At 57.0% G+C, this 18781-nt stretch carries 20 protein-coding genes; 10 read left to right on the top strand and 10 right to left on the bottom strand.

All coding sequences use genetic code 11. The features are described from left to right. Positions 1–54: 54 nt before the first annotated feature. Complete coding sequence (locus tag ACL2XG_RS07930) at positions 55–513, bottom strand: tail fiber assembly protein (RefSeq protein WP_410015779.1); 459 nt, start codon at positions 511–513, stop codon at positions 55–57. A 369-nt stretch (positions 514–882) separates the two neighbouring features. On the opposite strand from ACL2XG_RS07930, the gene ACL2XG_RS07925 reads away from it, so the two are divergent. The 3 genes from ACL2XG_RS07925 (at position 883) to ACL2XG_RS07915 (ending at position 1590) form a co-directional block, all read left to right on the top strand. Continuing rightward, positions 883–1065: a DUF2158 domain-containing protein gene (locus ACL2XG_RS07925; RefSeq protein ID WP_410015778.1), complete on the top strand. Its 183-nt coding sequence runs from the start codon at positions 883–885 to the stop codon at positions 1063–1065. A 172-nt stretch (positions 1066–1237) separates the two neighbouring features. After that, positions 1238–1378, top strand: coding sequence for a hypothetical protein (locus ACL2XG_RS07920; protein WP_410015777.1), 141 nt, complete (start codon positions 1238–1240; stop codon positions 1376–1378). Between the two features lie 29 nt (positions 1379–1407). Then, complete coding sequence (locus tag ACL2XG_RS07915) at positions 1408–1590, top strand: hypothetical protein (RefSeq protein WP_410015776.1); 183 nt, start codon at positions 1408–1410, stop codon at positions 1588–1590. 93 nt (positions 1591–1683) lie between these two features. Here the strand turns inward: ACL2XG_RS07915 and ACL2XG_RS07910 are convergent, their stop codons facing one another. Next, positions 1684–2874, bottom strand: coding sequence for a beta-glucosidase (locus ACL2XG_RS07910; RefSeq protein ID WP_413722422.1), 1191 nt, complete (start codon positions 2872–2874; stop codon positions 1684–1686). Between the two features lie 253 nt (positions 2875–3127). Here ACL2XG_RS07910 and ACL2XG_RS07905 point away from each other — a divergent pair, with 253 nt between their 5' ends. The 5 genes from ACL2XG_RS07905 (at position 3128) to ACL2XG_RS07885 (ending at position 10165) form a co-directional block, all read left to right on the top strand. Next, complete coding sequence (locus tag ACL2XG_RS07905; RefSeq protein ID WP_413722423.1) at positions 3128–4564, top strand: phospholipase D family protein; 1437 nt, start codon at positions 3128–3130, stop codon at positions 4562–4564. A gap of 424 nt (positions 4565–4988) precedes the next feature. Beyond that, positions 4989–6557 (top strand): glucan biosynthesis protein G, encoded by a 1569-nt coding sequence (locus ACL2XG_RS07900; protein WP_410015773.1) that lies wholly within the window; start codon positions 4989–4991, stop codon positions 6555–6557. Next, positions 6550–9069, top strand: coding sequence for a glucans biosynthesis glucosyltransferase MdoH (gene mdoH / locus ACL2XG_RS07895; RefSeq protein WP_410015772.1), 2520 nt, complete (start codon positions 6550–6552; stop codon positions 9067–9069). Before ACL2XG_RS07900 ends, mdoH begins: the two co-directional genes overlap by 8 nt. A gap of 189 nt (positions 9070–9258) precedes the next feature. Further along, positions 9259–9891 carry a hypothetical protein gene (locus ACL2XG_RS07890; RefSeq protein ID WP_410015771.1) on the top strand — a complete coding sequence of 211 codons (633 nt, stop codon included), beginning with the start codon at positions 9259–9261 and terminating at the stop codon, positions 9889–9891. Positions 9892–9934: 43 nt separating this feature from the next. Further along, positions 9935–10165 carry a YceK/YidQ family lipoprotein gene (locus ACL2XG_RS07885; protein WP_410015770.1) on the top strand — a complete coding sequence of 77 codons (231 nt, stop codon included), beginning with the start codon at positions 9935–9937 and terminating at the stop codon, positions 10163–10165. Between the two features lie 45 nt (positions 10166–10210). Here the strand turns inward: ACL2XG_RS07885 and ACL2XG_RS07880 are convergent, their stop codons facing one another. Next, positions 10211–10591 carry a MysB family protein gene (locus ACL2XG_RS07880; protein ID WP_410015769.1) on the bottom strand — a complete coding sequence of 127 codons (381 nt, stop codon included), beginning with the start codon at positions 10589–10591 and terminating at the stop codon, positions 10211–10213. A 309-nt stretch (positions 10592–10900) separates the two neighbouring features. Between ACL2XG_RS07880 and ACL2XG_RS07875 the strand changes: the two genes are divergently transcribed. Then, positions 10901–11308 carry a hypothetical protein gene (locus ACL2XG_RS07875; RefSeq protein WP_413722424.1) on the top strand — a complete coding sequence of 136 codons (408 nt, stop codon included), beginning with the start codon at positions 10901–10903 and terminating at the stop codon, positions 11306–11308. 9 nt (positions 11309–11317) lie between these two features. Here the strand turns inward: ACL2XG_RS07875 and mdtG are convergent, their stop codons facing one another. The 3 genes from mdtG to ACL2XG_RS07860 all read right to left on the bottom strand — a co-directional run bounded on the left by mdtG (position 11318) and on the right by ACL2XG_RS07860 (position 14972). Then, the gene (gene mdtG, locus ACL2XG_RS07870; protein WP_410015767.1) at positions 11318–12544 is read right to left on the bottom strand and encodes a multidrug efflux MFS transporter MdtG; all 1227 of its coding nucleotides are present in this window, start codon (positions 12542–12544) and stop codon (positions 11318–11320) included. Between the two features lie 230 nt (positions 12545–12774). Further along, positions 12775–13695 (bottom strand): Kdo(2)-lipid IV(A) acyltransferase, encoded by a 921-nt coding sequence (locus tag ACL2XG_RS07865; RefSeq protein WP_410015766.1) that lies wholly within the window; start codon positions 13693–13695, stop codon positions 12775–12777. Positions 13696–13874: 179 nt separating this feature from the next. Further along, a complete protein-coding gene (locus ACL2XG_RS07860; RefSeq protein ID WP_413722425.1) occupies positions 13875–14972 on the bottom strand; it encodes an NADH:flavin oxidoreductase/NADH oxidase in 1098 nt (365 codons plus the stop codon). 164 nt (positions 14973–15136) lie between these two features. Here ACL2XG_RS07860 and ACL2XG_RS07855 point away from each other — a divergent pair, with 164 nt between their 5' ends. Continuing rightward, positions 15137–16201: a rhodanese-related sulfurtransferase gene (locus ACL2XG_RS07855; protein WP_410015764.1), complete on the top strand. Its 1065-nt coding sequence runs from the start codon at positions 15137–15139 to the stop codon at positions 16199–16201. A 49-nt stretch (positions 16202–16250) separates the two neighbouring features. Here the strand turns inward: ACL2XG_RS07855 and solA are convergent, their stop codons facing one another. The 4 genes from solA to dinI all read right to left on the bottom strand — a co-directional run bounded on the left by solA (position 16251) and on the right by dinI (position 18697). Then, a complete protein-coding gene (gene solA, locus ACL2XG_RS07850) occupies positions 16251–17369 on the bottom strand; it encodes an N-methyl-L-tryptophan oxidase (RefSeq protein ID WP_410016582.1) in 1119 nt (372 codons plus the stop codon). A 161-nt stretch (positions 17370–17530) separates the two neighbouring features. Continuing rightward, positions 17531–17785, bottom strand: a complete 255-nt coding sequence (gene bssS, locus ACL2XG_RS07845) for a biofilm formation regulator BssS (RefSeq protein ID WP_410015763.1) — start codon at positions 17783–17785, stop codon at positions 17531–17533. 223 nt (positions 17786–18008) lie between these two features. Continuing rightward, on the bottom strand, positions 18009–18278 hold the full coding sequence (locus tag ACL2XG_RS07840; protein WP_410015762.1) for a hypothetical protein: 270 nt from the start codon (positions 18276–18278) through the stop codon (positions 18009–18011). A 179-nt stretch (positions 18279–18457) separates the two neighbouring features. Continuing rightward, a complete protein-coding gene (gene dinI, locus ACL2XG_RS07835) occupies positions 18458–18697 on the bottom strand; it encodes a DNA damage-inducible protein I (protein WP_410016581.1) in 240 nt (79 codons plus the stop codon). Between the last annotated feature and the right edge of the window lie 84 nt (positions 18698–18781).

Genomic DNA, 18781 nt, shown 5'->3' with positions numbered 1-18781 from the left:
GGGGCCGCCGGTTCTCCGGCGCGGTTCGCCATGAGCCGGACGCCGGGGGAAACGCTATTTCAGCAGTAACGGAGGACGACTGACGATCTTGGGCAGGTGCGGCATTAGCAGGCTGGAATCGATCCATTTATCGCCATCCCAGCGATCGGTGCTATTTAACGGCGCCAGCAGCGTCATTGACGGCGGCAGCGCGGTCAGGAAATCAATGCGGATCGTCACTCCGTCGCTAATGCGATAAGCGGTCTGGCCGCGTAAATCGGCCACCGCCTCCCAACGCTTACCGTCCAGCGATCTGACCAGCGCCATATTGGCTGCGGGCAATACCGGTTTGTCCTGATAGCTAAAGGCGGGCAGTCGCGCCCCGGCGCAGAGATGTTCCACGGTGGCGCAAAGATATTCCCGCGTCACCGGATGGGCGCAGTACGCGACAATCCAGCCGGAATGCAGCGCCATGCCCTGTTTATCAAGCTTGGCATTGGCAAAATCGGTTGAGTATTTATTTTTCTGGATCATGGCGTCGTCAGGGTCAGTTATCGCTGCGTTATGCGGTAGGCTACTGGCCCGCCGCATCACCGGATAATAGTGAATAGGCGTTAAGTATCGGGCTAATTTATCAACTTGTCATCAAAAATTCACGGCAAAAAAAATTCATTTTAAAAAGTACTATAGCGTGCCATTCCCAATATAAGGCATGTGTAAGGCGCAACAGCGGTTTTAACCCATATGGGCAAGGCGTTCGCGTTGAGCTTGTGTCTCTTCAATTTCTTTTACCCTTTGGGCCTTTGACGTATGCCATCATGGCTTGTACGCTGGAAGGACAGGCAGCCGGCCTGGCCCATCCCCGGCCCGGCCGATAACCGCCCACGGGCGAGGAGGAGTGATATGGCTTTTGAAACCGGCGATGTGGTCCAGCCGATTAAAGGCGGACCGGCAATGAGCGTGGTTAAGGTAGAAAACGGCATCGTATTCTGCGGCATGATGGATTCCGGCGTGGAGAACGCGAAACAGTTCAAACCGGAAGAGCTATCGTTGTATAAGGAAGACGGCGACTTCGGGGTTTGCTGACATCAGCCTGTCCGCGGCGCCGCAACCCGGCGCGGCCCCGCGGATAATTCACGCGGCGCTGCGGACGTTGTCCCTTGCATCGCATCAATGATTCGCTTATTTTATAAGCGGTTTGCCGCCAGGTTACCCCGGCAGGTCTTCTTGTTAATATTCTGTAGAATAAAAAACCCGTGTGAAAAAGAGCCGTTTTGTTCAGCGCGACAGGGCGTATCGGGAAACGCTGGGTGACGCTCAGTTCGCGATTGCGGTACTGGCCATAGCAGCGGGTACGCTTATCAGCTTTGTCATGGTAGTGACGCTGTGGATTATTTAAGTCCGCAGCGGCAAATGGAGGGAACAGACATGGAAAACAGCAGTCTGGATGATACCAAACTGATCGCCATTATCGGGTTGTTAATATCGGTCTTAATCGTGGTGTCGGTATTATTCGGCATCGCCTATTTTTATGACGTAAGGCATAACCCCCCCGCGGTGGATGCCGGCGCCTGTTATAACGCTAACGCACGGGCGGAATCTTCGCTCTAATCCGCCCCTTGCCGGCGGGAAGGGGCGGCCGGCAAGGGCGCCCAGCCGGTTATCCGGCCACGCGCCGTGCCGGCATGCGTGTTCGCCCCTGCATCAGGCCGGCATGGCCCGCTCATCAGGCAGGCTATCTTCAAGCAGGCCTTTCAGGCGTATCTGCTGGCTGCGAATTTCCAGCGCCAGGGGTTCATAGAGCGAACGGCAGCCGTTGACATCCTGCATGCCCAGCAACCCGAACGGCTGATGCTTCTCGCCGCTCCAGCTACGGTAGTCCGCCACCGGATAAATACAAATCCCTTCCACCGCCACGTCGTTTTTCATGGCCAGGACGGTTTGCTCGAAGATATAGCGCATCCAGGGTACGCGCATATCGCTTTGCGCGCCTGTTTCGGCGATAAGCAGCGGCCGCTGATAGCGCTGGGAGATTTCCCGCAGGATGGTGGCGAAAGGCCGGTAGTGGCTGTCTTCGAAATCGATGGCCCCGCCCTGGTGGAACCATTGGTTACCGGGGCGGTAATTAACGCCCAGAATATCCAGGTAGCCAGGGCCGCCGCCAAGCTCCGGCCGCAGTTTGCCGCTGAGCATATCCCAGACGTCAAACTGGGCCAGCCGCAGCGTTTCCGCATCCAATTCCTGCTCGGGCATGCCCTCGGGCGCGTTGATATGCACCACAGGCTCAGGCTGGAGGAAGCGCGCCGATGGGTCCACCGCGCGAATGGCGTCAATGGCGGCCAGGGTCGCCTTGACCAACTGTATTTTCAACGCCTTGCCTTTATTGGCGGCCATGGGCTGAATATGCGCCATGTCGCCGCCGGCCCAGGCGAGGAAAGAAATGGCGTTTATCGGCGTATAACAGGGCGCCGCGATACCTTCGTCGCGCACCCGCGCGGCCACCGCGCCGGCAAAACGCGCGAAGCGCTCGACAAAGTCGGGTTGCCATACATCGACATGGTCCGGCCAGCCGAAATGGCACAGATCCCATATCACCTGGACATGGTTCACCTGCGCGGCATGCAGCATCGGCAAAAAGCTCGACCAGTCGTATTGGCCGGGAACCGCTTCGATCAAATGCCAGCGCAGGCCGTCGCGCACGGTGGTGAGGTTCTGTTCCGCCAGCTGCGCGTAGTCCTTCGCGGCCAGCATCTCATGGCCACTGGAGAGAATCAGGTCCAGGCGGCGCCCGTCACCGCGCACCTCGGTCGAGCAGTCAAAGCCCCCCTGCAAAAAGCTTTGGAACAGCGACGGTTTATACATGGGTGGTATTTCATGCGTGATTTGATCTTGCATCGGACTTCCCCCCTTTCCATGACAGCCTTTACCTACCGAGGCCGTACGACATATCATTTAAAGTAGACAGGTTACGATCAATAAGGTTCTGGCTATCGCCTACTTTGCGATCCTCATTACAAACTTAGCGGGCGCACAACCACCATCATTATCATCCGGGCGGGCAATTGTCCGGGGCGCGGCTATGATGAAATGTCTTCCTTTATACCTACATGGAGTATTATGGCCTCTTCTTTTTCTTCGGGCTTTTTTTATGCAGCGACTTAACGCGCGTATCGGCCAAGCCATTTCGCGTCTGACGCACGTCCACCCCGAACAATCCGGCATCTATCCGCTGTCGGACGGCCTGGATGCTTTTGCCGCGCGCATGAAGCTTGCCGATTTGGCCGAGCAGACCCTGGATCTGCAATATTATATCTGGAACAAGGACATGTCCGGCATGCTGATGTATAGCGTGGTGCAGCGCGCGGCGGATCGCGGCGTCAAGGTACGGTTGCTGCTTGACGATAACAATACCCGCGGCCTGGACCAGATTTTGCTGGCCCTCGACCAGCATCCGAATATCGAGGTCCGTCTGTTCAACGCCTTCCAGACCCGCACGGTGCGGGCGTTTTCCTACCTGACCGATTTTTCGCGCCTGAACCGGCGCATGCATAATAAAAGTTTTACCGTTGATAACCAGGCCACGATCATCGGCGGCCGCAACGTGGGCGATGCCTATTTCAGCGCCGGCGGCGAACAGTTGTTTACCGATCTCGACGTGCTTGCGATAGGGCCGGTGGTGGAGCAGGTGGGACGCGATTTCCAGCGCTATTGGGATTGCCCTTCGGTTTGCCCTGTGGCGCGCGCGGTACGCTCTTCCCGCCTGGGCGGCAAGAACAGCATCAGCAGCATGATGGGACAGATCAGTTTAAATCCCCACGCCGAACGTTATGTCAAACGACTGGAGAGGGCGGATTTTTTTGTCCAGCTGCAGGCCGGCAGCCTGCCTTTTATCTGGGCCAGGACGCGGCTGCTCAGCGACGACCCGGCCAAAGCCCTGGGGCAGGTTGCCGATCATGGCCTGCTCACCAGCCGGATAAAAAGCGTTATTGATGAACCGGAACAACGCCTGGATATTATTTCACCCTATTTTGTGCCCACCAGGGCCGGGGTGGAGCAGTTGGCCGCCCTCGCCGCCAAAGGGGTGAAAATTGCGGTTCTGACCAATTCCCTTAACGCCAACGACGTGGCGATTGTGCATGCCGGTTATGCCAAATGGCGCAGGGCGTTGCTGACCCATGGCATCGAGCTGTATGAACTGAAACGCAACAGTTCGGAACAGCACCAGCCGCGGGACCGCGGCCTGACCGGTAAATCCGGCTCCAGCCTGCATGCCAAGACGTTTAGCGTCGACAGCCGGGAGGTTTTTGTCGGTTCATTTAATTTTGATCCCCGCTCCGCCATGCTCAATACCGAAATGGGCTTTGTTATCGGCAGCGAAGAGCTGGCCGAAACCATACACCGCTTGTTTATCGGCACCCTGCGCCAGAATGCGTACCAGGTTTGCCTGGATGAACAGGGAAAAATGTATTGGCGCGAATATCAAGAGGAGCGCGAGGTGATTCACCGGCGGGAACCGGCCACCAATATAGTGGAGCGCTGGCTTATTCGCGCGCTTTATCATTTGCCGGTCGATTGGCTATTATAATCGGCAGCCGGAAAGCGGCCAATATGGCTAATACAATGTAATAAGATTTTTCCTATAAAACCGGTGAAATAAAATAATTTGCCGCCAGGGCGCGGTCGGTGGGAAAGGCCGCCCGCGCCTTTTCCCCGGTTAAGGGGCATTCAGCGGCTTTAAGGTCCTCTTTTTTTAATAACTTTGCGTTTATGTCAAAAATGATTAACCCCCCGCTGGTGGGTCAGGTAAAATCAGCGGGCGGTACCGATTGTTGGAATGTGCTGTTTTAGACTATCTTTTACCGGTAGATGAGCTTGCTTTATAGCCTATTGATCAAACGCTGACCCGGTAAGGGAAAGGTGAGGAACGATCGCTGTACCGTGCTGTCCGAGAAGTGATTTATCAATTAAAATTGCTTTGAATGATTAAGAGCACACGCATAGGGGGGGATGTGCCAAATAATAAATTTTTCGTCAAGTTACCCAAAGCGAGTCTCCGTTTGCTGGGAGCAACGGTGTTGTTGTCGTTATACGCTTTGCCTTCATGGGCATTTACTATTGACGATGTGGCTAAACAAGCGCAGGAACTGGCTGGTAAAGGTTATGAGGCGCCTAAAAGCAATTTGCCTTCTCAATTCCGTGAAATGAAATTTGCTGATTACCAGCAGATTCAATTCAATCATGAAAAGTCATACTGGCACGATCAGCAGACCCCGTTCAAACTGGAGTTTTACCATCAGGGGATGTATTTCGACACGCCGGTAAAAATCAACGAAGTGACGTCCTCCGCAGTCACCGAGATTAAATATACTCCGGACCTGTTTACCTTTGGTTCGGTGAATCATGATCCCGAACTGGTGAAGAACCTGGGTTTCGCCGGGTTTAAGATCCTCTACCCGGTCAATAAGGCCGACAAGAGCGATGAAATCGCCAGCATGCTGGGCGCCAGCTATTTCCGCGTTATCGGCAAAGGGCAGGTCTATGGGTTATCCGCCCGCGGCCTGGCCATTGATACCGCGTTGCCTTCGGGCGAGGAGTTCCCGCGTTTCCGTGAGTTCTGGATTGAACGGCCGCAGGCGAACGATAAACACCTGGTGCTTTACGCCCTGCTGGATTCACCGCGCGCCACCGGCGCTTACCGGTTTGTCATCTATCCGGGACGCGATACCAGCGTCGATGTGCAGGCCAGGGTTTTCCTGCGTGATAAAGTGGGCAAGCTGGGCCTGGCGCCGCTGACCAGCATGTTTTTATTTGGACCTAACCAGCCTTCGCCGACCATGAACTATCGTCCGGCGCTGCACGATTCCAACGGGTTGTCCATCCATGCCGGTAACGGCGAATGGATCTGGCGCCCGCTGAATAATCCCAAGCATTTGTCCGTCAGCACTTTCCAGGTGGAAAACCCGCGCGGATTCGGTTTATTGCAGCGCGGCCGTTCTTTCTCAGAATATGAGGATCTGGACGATCGGTATGATCTGCGTCCCAGCGGCTGGATTGAACCGCACGGTGACTGGGGCAAAGGGCACGTTGAACTGGTGGAGATTCCCACCGCCGATGAAACCAACGACAATATCGTGGCATTCTGGACCCCGGAAAAATTGCCGGAAGTCGGCAAACCCTTTGATATCGCCTACCGGATGCACTTTTCCCGCGATGAGGATAAAATCCACACTCCCGAGTTCGCCTATGTGAAACAAACCCTGCGTTCCGCCGGGGATGTCAAGCAGTCCAACCTGATTCGCCAGCCGGACGGCACCACCGCGTTCCAGGTGGATTTTGTCGGGCAGCCATTGCGGGATCTGCCAGACAATACCCCGGTGGCCTCGCAAATCAGCGTGGGCGATAATGCCGAAGTGGTCGAAAACAATGTCCGCTATAATTCAGTGACGCACGGCTGGCGTCTGACACTGCGCCTGCGCGTGAAAGATGAAAAACAACCCACCGAGATGCGCGCCGCATTGGTGAACGGCGATAAGACATTGACCGAAACCTGGAGCTACTTGCTACCTGCCAATGAATAATTTAACTGAACCCGGCCTCGATTATATCGAGGCTTTGCCCCTTTCTGCCGAGCAAAAAGGCACTTTGCGCGCACAGGTGCCGCCGGATGGCAGTCATTCCCTCGCATCCCTGCATGTTGATCTCGGGGGTTCCGCCCCCGGTATCGACCTTCCCGCAGATGAAGACAACGCGGCGCTGTACTCGGTAAAGTCCAGGCTGAAAATGGCCTGGCCGGACGCCGCCAGCCGCGACGATGTAGTGGTGGAGGATAGCCAGGGGCGCACCGCCATCAAGGCCATGCCCACCATTACCCGCACGCCGATGTTTCCCGAACCCTGGCTGACCAACCCCATCGTGCGCTATTGGGACGCGATGCGCGGCCACACACGTGCGCCGCGCCACAAGCAGGAAGCGGCCCGCGAAGAAGGCAACTGGCGCCGGGTAGGGACGATACGCCGTTATATCCTGCTGGCGCTGACGCTGTTCCAGACCGCCATCGCCACATGGTATATGAAGACTATTCTTCCTTATCAGGGCTGGGCGCTGATCGATCCGATGGATATGCTGAACCAGGACTGGCTGCGATCGCTGTTGCAACTGCTGCCGTATATCCTGCAAAGCGGCATCCTGATCTTGTTCGCGATATTATTCTGCTGGGTTTCGGCCGGTTTCTGGACCGCCCTTATGGGGTTTCTGCAGTTGCTGATCGGCCATGACAAATACAGTATTTCCGCCAGCACCACCGGCGACGAACCGCTCAATCCCAAGCACCGTACCGCGCTTATCATGCCCATCTGTAACGAGGACGTGGAGCGTGTGTTCGCCGGTCTGCGCGCCACCTACGAATCCGTAGAAGCGACCGGACAGATTGAGCATTTCGACGTTTATATCCTGAGCGATAGCTATAACGCCGACATTTGCATCGCCGAGCAAAAAGCATGGATGGAACTCTGCCAGGAAACCGGCGGATTCGGCCGCATATTCTACCGCCGCCGCCGCCGCCGGGTAAAACGTAAAAGCGGCAACATTGACGACTTCTGCCGCCGCTGGGGCAAGCAATACAGCTATATGGTGATCCTGGATGCCGATAGCGTTATGAGCGGCGGTTGCCTGACCAACCTGGTGCGGCTGATGGAAGCCAATCCGAACGCCGGCATTATCCAAAGCGCGCCGAAGGCGTCCGGCATGGACACGCTGTACGCGCGCTGCCAGCAGTTCGCCACCCGGGTCTACGGTCCGCTGTTTACCGCCGGGCTGCATTACTGGCAATTGGGCGAGTCCCATTATTGGGGGCATAACGCCATTATCCGCGTCGAGCCTTTTATCAAGCATTGCGCCCTGGCGCCGCTGCCGGGTGAAGGCTCCTTTGCCGGCTCGATACTGTCGCACGACTTTGTCGAGGCAGCGCTGATGCGGCGTGCCGGCTGGGGGGTCTGGATAGCTTATGATCTGCCCGGCAGCTACGAGGAACTGCCGCCCAATCTGCTGGATGAACTTAAGCGGGATCGGCGCTGGTGCCAGGGGAACCTGATGAATTTCCGGTTGTTCCTGGTGAAGGGCATGCATCCGGTTCACCGGGCTGTATTCCTGACCGGCGTCATGTCCTATTTATCGGCGCCGCTGTGGTTTATGTTCCTGGCGCTGTCCACCGCGCTGCAGGTGGTGCATACCCTGATGGAGCCGCAGTATTTTCTCCAGCCGCGCCAGCTGTTCCCGGTGTGGCCGCAATGGCGGCCTGAACTGGCGGTGGCGTTGTTCTCCACCACCATGGTGCTGTTGTTTTTGCCCAAGCTGCTCAGCGTTATTTTAATCATCGCCAAGGGCGCCAAGGAGTATGGCGGGGCGGCTATCCTGTTTTGCTCGATGCTGCTGGAAATGCTGTTCTCCGTGCTGCTGGCCCCGGTGCGCATGCTGTTCCATACCGTATTCGTGGTCAGCGCCTTCCTGGGCTGGTCGGTACAGTGGAACTCCCCGCAGCGTGACGATGACGCCACGCCCTGGAGCGAATCCTTTGTACGCCACGGTCCTCAGATGTTGTTAGGGCTGGTATGGGCCAGCGGCATGGCCTGGCTGGATTTGCGTTTTCTCTGGTGGCTGTCGCCCATCGTGTTTTCGCTGATCCTGTCGCCTTGGGTGTCGGTATTCTCCAGCCGGGCCAATCTCGGCCTGGCCTCACAGCGCGTCAGCCTGTTCCTGATCCCCGAGGAATACTCGCCGCCGAAGGAACTGGTCGATACCGAAACCTATTTGCGGCGCAACCAGGCGCGGGCGCTGGCCGACGGTTTCCGCCATGCGGTGGTCGATCCGGCTTACAATGCCCTGGCGGTGGGAATGGCCACTGCGCGGCACGGTATCAGCCAGGCTATCGAGCGCGTGCGTGACGAGCATGTGCAACTGGCCCTGCAAAGCGGTCCCGACGCCATGAGTGGTCCGCAGCGCCTGGCCGTGATAAGCGATCCGGTGGTCCTGTCGCGTCTGCATTTGCGCGTATGGTCGCGGCCGGAAACCTGGCTGGCCTGGAAGAAAAGTTAACGTCTTCCCGTCCTATACTTAAGCCGCCCTGATGGGCGGTTTTTTTTTGTCCTGATAACGGCGATGACGCCTGTTACGGTAACCGGCGGTTTCATCGGGCAAAAATAAGACGGCGTTAGCATTATTTGCTACTCGGAAGGCGCCGCTCGCCGCTAAAATTTTGGCCTTTGCGGAATAACGGGGCGCCTGATGCAATACGACATGTTGTTTATACTCAAAAAAATGGGCTCCTTTGTCTTATATGCGGCGGTGGTAGCGGCGTTTACGTCATTTTTGTTTATCGATCTCCACTTCCTGCATGATATCGTCAAGGAGTCCTCCCTGACCGAAGTCGCCCAGGAATTGGTGCTGGCGGCCATCGTCGCCCTGCACCTGTGGCTGATGCGCAATCCGGCGTTACGCGCCAGCAGCCTGCTGGTGGCGGGGTTCTTTGCCTGTATGCTGGTGCGTGAAATGGATTTCGCCTTTGATGCCATCCGCCACGGTTCGTGGTTTTGGGTGGCCACGGCGATTGCGCTGGTTTGCCTGGCCTTTGCCGCCGCGGATGCTAAACGCGCGCTGCGCGGACTGGCGGGATATTTCGGACATCCCAGTTATGGCCTGGTTTGCGCCGGCCTGCTGAATGTGCTGGTATTCTCGCGCCTGATGGGCATCGGCGAGCTTTGGCGCTCGTTGCTGGATGAGAATTACCTGCGTGCGATAAAAAATGCCGTGGAGGAGGGTAGCGAACTGTTCGGCTACTGCCTGTGCCTGCTGGCGACCCTATCCTATACGGTGGATAAACAGCGATCCGGCCGTGCCGAGCCTCACCGGCCGGTATAACACCCGCCGCCCGCTAACGGCTCTACAGGGATGACACTTCGCTATGGGTAGGATTTTGCTGTTAACGCTAGTCCTGTTCCTGCTGACCGGTTGCGGCAGCATCATCAGCCGCACGTTTCCGGGGCAAGGCCACGGCCATCAATATTACCCCGGCGTGCAGTGGGATTTGCGCGATACGCCCTGGAAATATATCACCATCATCGATTTGCCGCTGTCGATGGTGGTGGACACGATATTGCTGCCGGTGGATATGCGGCACGGCCCCTATCGCTAGACGCCGCGCCGCCGATGGATTTTCCCCGCGGGCTTGGCCGTGGGTTTAACGTTCCTCCCACTCGTCCGCGGCGGTTTGTCCCTCCTCGGTGTCCAATGACGGCTCATACTGATACTCACCTTCGTCCCATTCGTGCAGCGTGTTTTCTTCCTGCCATTCGGCGCGCAGCTCCGCTTCGTCGAAATCACCGTCGAAAATCGCCTGGGCGGCTTCACCGATGCGAAACGGCAGGGCCTCGGCGGCCTCGTTTTCATCGGCCATAAATTCAGCTTCCCACATAATCTCGCCGTCCCGCATGATATATTTTTGCAGGCTGAACTGATGTACCGCAGGGTCTTCATCGTCATTGCTGTTTTCACGGGAAGATTCGATAAACTCTTCCCGCGCCATATCGATGGCTTCTTCCAGAGTTGCGTACATGCTCATTATGGCTCTCCTGTGATCGTCGGTGTGGTCTGACTGTCGCCTCGCCCTGTTCGGGCCTAACAGTAATTGTTGTCGCAGTCTGGAAACTTTCAAGTCGGAATGGATATCAATCTTTGCTAGCGGGTCAACGACGGGGAAAACGCTACGGCGACACGCAACGGTTCGCGTAATGGAGGCATTACGGGGTGTAAGACACTGCATGAAATGTGAAGGTTAGGTAAAGGTTTGGCAAAAACGGGCGGGAAAGGCTTTGCGGCGGACCGGCACGCGCTACAGTAAAGGCTGGAATCGTCCTAAGGAGTAAAAAGCATGTCTGCTAGCCGTAAATCATTGTTAAGCGCCGCGCTGCCCGCTCTGGCCTGCACTGTCGCCGCGCTGAGTTTTTCCGTCCTGGCCGCGCCCGCGGCGCCGGACCAGGGGCCTGCCGCCGCCATGCACCAGGAAGGACCGGGCGCGGGTTATCCGGTGCCGATGCTATTCCAGCCCCCGGGCCGGCTGCCGCCGCATGAGCCGGGCTTCTGCCGCGGCGGGGAACTGTTCTGCGCGGCGGTGCAAACCGATAACCCGGCCGACACCCTGCAAAAGCTTAACGGCATTTTACCGGCGGCCAACGGCGGCCATTATCGGGTGCGGGTTTCGGTGGAGCGCGTACCCGAACATCCTATGGACAAGGGGCCTCATCCGGCCGCGGATACGCCGCCGGCGTCAGCCGGCTAAGCGCCGGCGTTATTCACCGGGTATGCGTATGCGGGACGGGCCGTATTGCAAACTCCACCATGAATAGGCCACGTTAAACAACACCACCAGCGCGGTTACGCAAAATACCGCGCGGTAGCCGTAGCTGGCGGAGACGACGGCGCCGATCAGCGGGCCGCTGACGTTGCCCACATCGCGGAAAGATTGGTTATAGCTGAATATCCGGCCGGCGACCTGATTGGTGCAGTTATAGATAAGCAGGGTCTGTACCGCGGGCAGCAGGGCGCCGTCGGTGGCGCCGAGCAAAAAACGCAGTATTCCCAATTGCAGGGGAGACTGCACGAATGCCATCGGGATCAGCAGTACGATGGAAAGCCCCAGCATGGCGATCAATATCCGCTCCGGACCGATTTTATCACCCAAGCGTCCCAGTCTCGGTGCGCTGATAAGGGCCGCCACGCCAGGTACCGCCGCAATCAGTCCGCTGATAAACGCCAGGTTCTGGATATTGCCCGCCAGTTCGCGGACATACAGCGTCAGGATGGGCGCGATGGAACCCGTGGCCACCTGGATAATCATGGTAGTGACAAACAGGCTCAGCACCAGGCGGGGTTTTTTCAGCGAAGCAAACACCTGCCGGGCGGTAAGCATGTCCTTTTTCAGCACCGGCGTGAAGCGCTCCTGCACATAGATAAGCGTGGTGATAAAGCAGATAAACAAGACCAGCGCAGTGATAAAAAATATCAGCCGCAGGCCGTAATGGTCCGCCAGCAGGCCGCCTATCAGCGGGCCAATCAGCGCGCCGCTGACGGCGCCGGTGGAGAGCGTGCCCAGCGCCCACCCGCTTTTATTGCGCGGCACCTGGGTGGCGATAAGAGCGTTGGCGTTGGGCACAAATCCCCCCAACAGGCCCAGCAGCGCCCGCAGGATCAAAAATTGCCACACATTCTGCGCCATGCCCATCAGCACCATCACGATCGACATGCCCAGCGCCGAACGCAGCAACATCAGCTTACGTCCCCTCCGGTCCGCCAGCGCGCCCCAGAACGGGGACGCGATGGCCGAAAACAGAAAAGTAATGCTGAATACCGCCCCCGACCAGATATTGAGTTCCCGGGCATCGGTTACGCCGAGCATTTCAACATAGAGCGGTAAAAAAGGCATGATCAGGCTAAAGGCGGCGCCGGTGAGAAAACAGCCGAGCCAGGCAATATACAGATTACGTTTCCAGTTGATGGGTTCCGGTACCGGCGTCATAACATCCTAATAACAAAGATAACGGCGGTCAGATACGTTGACAGGGCACGAAGGCGTTCTCGCCGGGAATTGAGCAGTAGCGTGAAAGTATGCGCTCAAACGGGGCATGGGGCAATTTGCGGGGCATGTTTTGCACCATCCGGCGGGGGCAAAACGCCGCGCCCGGCGTCCTTGGCAGCCGCAACGCCCGCGGGTAAAACGGGTGTCCGGACAGCGCCGCCGCTTCGCCGTCAGTATAGCGACGGCTGGCCCGGCGGCCGGGTCTTGAAGCGGCGGTGGAGCCACATATACTGCTCGGGCGCCAGCAGGATGGCCTGCTCCAGCACCTTATTCATGTGGGTCGCCGTGGCCACGTCGCTGTCAACGGGCAGGGCGTCCTCATCAGGCAGGATAAGCAGCTCATAGCCCCGGCCGTTCGGTAAACGCCGCGGCACAAAAGGGATAACCGCCGGTTTGGCGAGTTTGACCAGCACATGGGTGCCCGACGTGGTCGCCGCTTGCTCAATGGCAAACAGCGGCGCGAAGACGCTGCTTTTCGGGCCGTAGTCATGATCCGGCGCGTACCAGATAATTTCGCCGTTTTTCAGGGCGCGGATCATGCCCTTGACATCCGAGCGGTCCAGCATTGATTTATTGGAGCGCATGCGCCCCCAGGTTTGCAGCCAATCAATCAGCTTGTTGTTGTTGGGGCGATAGACGCCGATGCCGGGATTGTAAATGCCGAAGATGCGCGCGCCCAGCTCCAGGGACAAAAAATGCAGGCCGATTAGCAGTACCCCTTTGTTATGCTGGCGGGCCAGATCGATATTTTCCAACCCGGACACGTGAAATAAGCGCTTGACGCGCCAGTCGGGCCAAAACCACCCCATGCCGGTTTCAATCAGGCCCATCCCGACGGATTCAAAATTTTTGATGAGCAGCGCTTCTCTTTCCGTACCTGAAAGATGGGGGAAGCAGAGCTCGAGGTTGCGTCTGGCGATATGGACGCGGCGCTTGAGAAAATGCATCGACAGGCGCCCCAGGCTGGTGCCGAGACGATAAAGCAGCGGATAGGGCAACAATACCACCAGGTATAACAGGCCGATGCCAACCCAGGTTATCCAATAACGGGGATGCAGCAAAGAACGGTTAAAAGTTGGAATATGTGTCATGGGATCTCGGCATCTTAGGTGTAAAAAGCGGAATTACCGGCCAAAGACGATATTTCCGCCATACTACATTTTATTCTGGCATCTTTTTCAAAAAGGGGAAATAAACAGCCCGGCAAACAAAGTTAAATTTTCTCAAGTGAGCACATGTTGCGCCGGGCATACGGCGCTGTGCCGCCGGGTTATTCCTTGAGAAATAAATCCTTCACATAATGCGGCTCGCTGCGCCAGTACTGTTTGGGGCCGTGGACCTTGGCGCCGAGTTTCGCCGCCGCATGCCAGGGCCAGCGGGGATCGTAAAGTACGGCGCGCGCCAGGGCAATCATATCCGCCTCGCCGGTGGCGACAATGGCTTCCGCCTGCTCGGGTTCGGTGATAAGCCCGACCGCGATAGTATTCATGCCGGTGGCTTCTTTAATCTGCCGGGCAAAGGGAATCTGGTAGCCGGGACCGACCGGGATTTTCTGCTGCGGCGACAATCCGCCGCTTGAGACGTGGATGTAGTCGCAGCCCAGGTCTTGCAGCGCCCTGGCCAACGCAATGGATTGCTGGATATCCCATCCGCCGTCCACCCAGTCGGAGCCGGAAATACGCACGCCCACCGGGATATCGGCGGCTACCGCCGCGCGTACCGCCTGGAATACTTCCAGCGTCAGGCGCAGCCGGTTCTCCAGGCTGCCGCCGTATTGATCGGTACGCCGGTTGGCGAGCGGCGAGAGAAATTGATGCAACAGATAGCCATGGGCCGCATGTAGCTCAATCAGGTCAAAGCCGATGCGCTGCGCGCGCAGGGCCGCCGCGACAAAATCGGCTTTCAGCGCCTCGATGTCATCGCCGGTCATGGCCCGCGGTGGAAAGTCGGACGCGGCGAACGAAAGGGCGGATGGCGCCAAGGTTTGCCAGCCACCCGCGTCGGGATGGATATTGTCCCCGCCTTCCCAGGGGACCCGGGTCGACGCCTTACGCCCGGCATGAGCCAGTTGTATCCCCAGCGCGATGGACGAATGCTGCCTGACGGTTTTTACCACGTCCGCCAGCGCCTGTTCGGTACCGTCGTCCCAGAGGCCGAGATCCCGCGGTGATATGCGCCCCGCGGGCGCGACGGCGGTGGCTTCCACGATCAGCAGGGACGCGCCGGACAGCGCCAGGTGCCCCAGGTGAATCTGATGCCAGGAGGTTGCCTTGCCTTCATCGGCGGAATATTGACACATCGGCGCAATAACGATGCGGTTGGCCAGGGTAAGCCGGCCGATGTCATAGCGGGAGAAAAGCTGGCTCATTGCATTGCCTCTATATAGTAACCCTAATAAACATTTGATTAACAATGTTCGCTATAATGGCGATTTGTTATGTCATAACCATGGTATTATGTAACGTTAGCAAGTTAATGTGCTTTTAAACCAACGATAAATGCTTTTTTTCCCCAGCGACAGGAAAGTACACCATGCCAGTGTTACATAACCGCGTATCGAACGACGAGCTCAGGGCGCTGATGCTGGCCGAAACCGAGCCGCGCGTTACTCTCTCTTTTTACAAATATTTTCGTATTGCCGACCCGCGGGCCTTCCGTGATGATTTGTATCAAGTCATGACGGGGTTGCGCGTGTTTGGCCGCGTCTATATCGCCGCTGAAGGGATAAATGCCCAGGTCAGCGTGCCGCAAAATCGCTTTTCCGCCTTTAAAACCGCCCTGTATGCCGCCGATGCGTCGCTGGACGGGCTGCGGCTGAATATTGCCCTGGATGATGACGGCAAATCCTTCTGGGTGCTGCGCATGAAGGTTCGGGAACGCATCGTTGCCGACGGCATCAGCGATCCGACCTTTGACCCATCCAATGTCGGCCATTACCTGAATGCCGAGCAGGTCAACGCCATGGCCGGCGATCCCGAAACGGTATTTGTCGATATGCGCAACCACTATGAATATGAGGTCGGCCATTTCCAGGACGCCATCGAGATCCCCTCGGATACTTTCCGTGAGCAGTTGCCGAGGGCGGTAGAGATGCTGGCAAAGGACAAAGACAAAAATATCGTCATGTATTGCACCGGCGGCATTCGTTGCGAAAAAGCCAGCGCCTATATGCGGCATCATGGTTTTGCCAATGTCTATCATGTGGAGGGCGGCATCATCGAGTACGCCCGGCGGGCCAGGGAGCAGGGCTTGCCGCTGAAATTCACCGGCAAGAATTTTGTCTTCGACGAGCGCCTTGGCGAGCGTATTACGCCTGATGTCATCGCCCATTGCCACCAGTGCGGGGCGCCCTGCGATACCCATGTTAACTGCAGGAACCAGGGGTGCCATCTGTTGTTTATCCAATGCCCGGACTGCGCGCAACGTTATCAAGGCTGCTGCAGCCCCATCTGCCGCGACGAACTGGCGCTGCCGCCGGAAGAACAGCGGGCGCGGCGTGCGGGCCGCGAGAACGGGATGAAAATCTTTAATAAATCGCGGCAGCGTTTATCGTTGACCCGGCCCGAGGATCGGCCTGAGGAAAACGGCGGCCGTTAAAGCCGCACGCGGCGCAAGGCACGGGCTGCCCGCCAGCGGCGGGTAAGCCTTATCCGAAGCGCCGCAGCCGGAAGGGTGAAAGGTCAAAGCCGCTCTCGCGTCCGGCGGCAAACCCGGCGGCGATTTCGCCCAGCACGCTGGCGAATTTAAAGCCGTGGCCGCTCAGGCCGCTGATGATCAGCAGGTCGTCGTTGCCGGGCAGGGTATCGATAATAAAATCCTCATCCGGCGAGAGATCGTAGGTACAGGCTTCGCCGCTCAGGCAAACGCCGACCCCCGGCAAGAAATAGCGTAGAAAACCAAAGGTTTCATTGCCGTCCGCCGCATGGCTGCCGAAAGGCGTGCGCTGTCCCGGCTCGTCGATCATCTGCCCGCCGTCGTGTTTACCCACCTTGAGTTCGTTTTTGATGGCCGGGAAGCCATAATATTGACTGCCGTCCGGCGTCAGGGCGGTAAACGCCGGGAAATGATTGTCCTCGCTGAAGCGCCCGTCGGCCTGATGCCAGGAAAACACCTTACGCACCGGTTGCACCGGCAGCGACGGCAGCAGGGTTTTCACCCACGTGCCGGCCGAGACCAGCAGCTTATGCGCCTGGTAGTGGCTGCCTTCCACCGTGGTGATGTCGAAGGTCATGGCGCCATGGCTGATATCGGTAACGCCGCAGTTAAACAGCTGGGCGCAGCCGGCCTGCTCGGCCAGGCGGATATAAGTGGCCACAGCCAGCTCCGACTTGAGATAACCCGCCTGGGGTTCAAAGACCCCAAGATAATCATCCGGCAGGCTGAACGCCGGCCAGCGGGCGACAACCTGGCCGGCATTGAGTATTTCGCACGGCAGTTTATAGGCGTGGGCGCTGTCGATGGCCCGTTTGATAAACTCCGCCTGGCGCGGTCCCAGATTAAGTACGCCGCTGCGGTGAAACACCGGCGTGCCGCCCCGCGCCGAGAGCTCTTCCCAGAGCGTTTGCGCCCGCAGCGCCAGGGGAACGTATTTTTTCCCTTCGCCATAGGCATGGCGGATAATGCGTGTATCGCCATGATGGCTGCCGCCGCGGTGGGGGGGGAACGCGGCGTCAATCATCAACACATTGAGGCCGGCTTCGGTAGCGTAAAACCCTGCCGCGGAACCCACGGAACCGCTGCCGATAATAATCAGATCGTATACCATGCTCATTTTTCCTGCTGGGCCCCGCTCAAACCCTCAGGTCGAGGATACGGGGAAAAATCTGGAATTAGGAGGGCATTGTCATCTGGCGGAAACATGGCCCCAGCATAATAAAAAAAACACCCGGTGCAAAGCAGCGGGTGCCTGAGGGGTAGTGGTCGAGATTAATGTTTTCGGTGATCAATATCGTGATATTCCGTTGCTTCAATTTTGGCGATGCCCGCTTCAAGGATCGAAATCAATTGCTTCGCGACATCTGTGGTCAGCCATAGGGTTCTGTCCACTTCCGCATCTTCGGTGGCCTGGCTGGGGGAATTGATGTAATGCAGGCGGATCATCATGGCATTGTAGGCGTCTACGGTGCTGATGTCCCAGCCGACCAATGGATGGGTATGGATTATCTCGTTTTTTCTGTCCATAAATACCCCTTTTTCTGACTCGTTTAATAAAACAAAGAGTGTCTTTGAGGCTCAGTGCGGCTCCATTTTAGCGAGCAATTTAAGTATACCCTTGTTTGTCACTTTTTTTGCTAATTGAACGATTTTTTTTAACTTTTGTACTATTTCGTTAAACGCGTCATCAGAAATAGCGCGAGGCCACGACGTATTGGCTACCGTGGGCGGGGTGGGCGTGTGGATGGAATTAGACGGCGGCGGGCGGAATTACCGGGCCGATGCGTTTGGCCAGCTCTTCGGCCAGCTGGGCGAAATATTTTTGCATGATCGCATCGCGGTTTTGGTTTTGGGATTCCAGCATCAGGTTGTGGATGAGTAACTGATTGGCTTTTTCATCCAGGCTGAATGACAGGTAAGAAAACGCGATCTCCAGTACATTAAGCCTGCGCTGCTGCTCGCCAATTAATGCCAGCAGTTCGCCGAACGTCATTGCTTCTTCAGGTTTATTGGCAATCATATAGGCATTCTCCCCGGGACGGTTTGTGCACAATGCGCTGCTTGGGGTGATTACAGCCCAGAAAAACGCATTTGCCAATAGGGGAAGCGCAAAAATTCGCTAAAAGCCTCGTTTAACAGAATTTTTGGCATAAAAAAGCCGGGAATGAATCCCGGCGAAGCGACAGTACAAACTTCTTATTATTGAGAGTCAAACCAATCGTCGGCGCTTTCCCACGTTTCTTGCAGGATATCGGTGATCAGCGCCTTGTCTTCTTTACTGCCTCCCATAACGCTGATGCCGTTGGCGCCCGCATAGCGCACCTGGACATGGGAATCAGTAAACTGTTTATCAATCCGGGCCGTAAATTCCTTGGTCAATGCCTCAAGCGCGCCTGCGGGAAGCGGTGTCGCTTTAGCAAGAGTAATTTCGATACGCATATTTTTTCTCATAGTATCAACGCCTGTTTATTTATACAGTGTCGCCGTCGCCAGTGCAAGCGCCAACAGGCTTTTATTTTACAG

Origin of the sequence: Sodalis sp. RH24 (assembly GCF_047324145.1) — a bacterium.
Classification (GTDB): Bacteria; Pseudomonadota; Gammaproteobacteria; order Enterobacterales; family Enterobacteriaceae; genus Acerihabitans.
The sequence above is the reverse complement of the archived record's forward strand: the minus strand, read 5'-3'. Positions and strand labels throughout refer to the sequence as shown.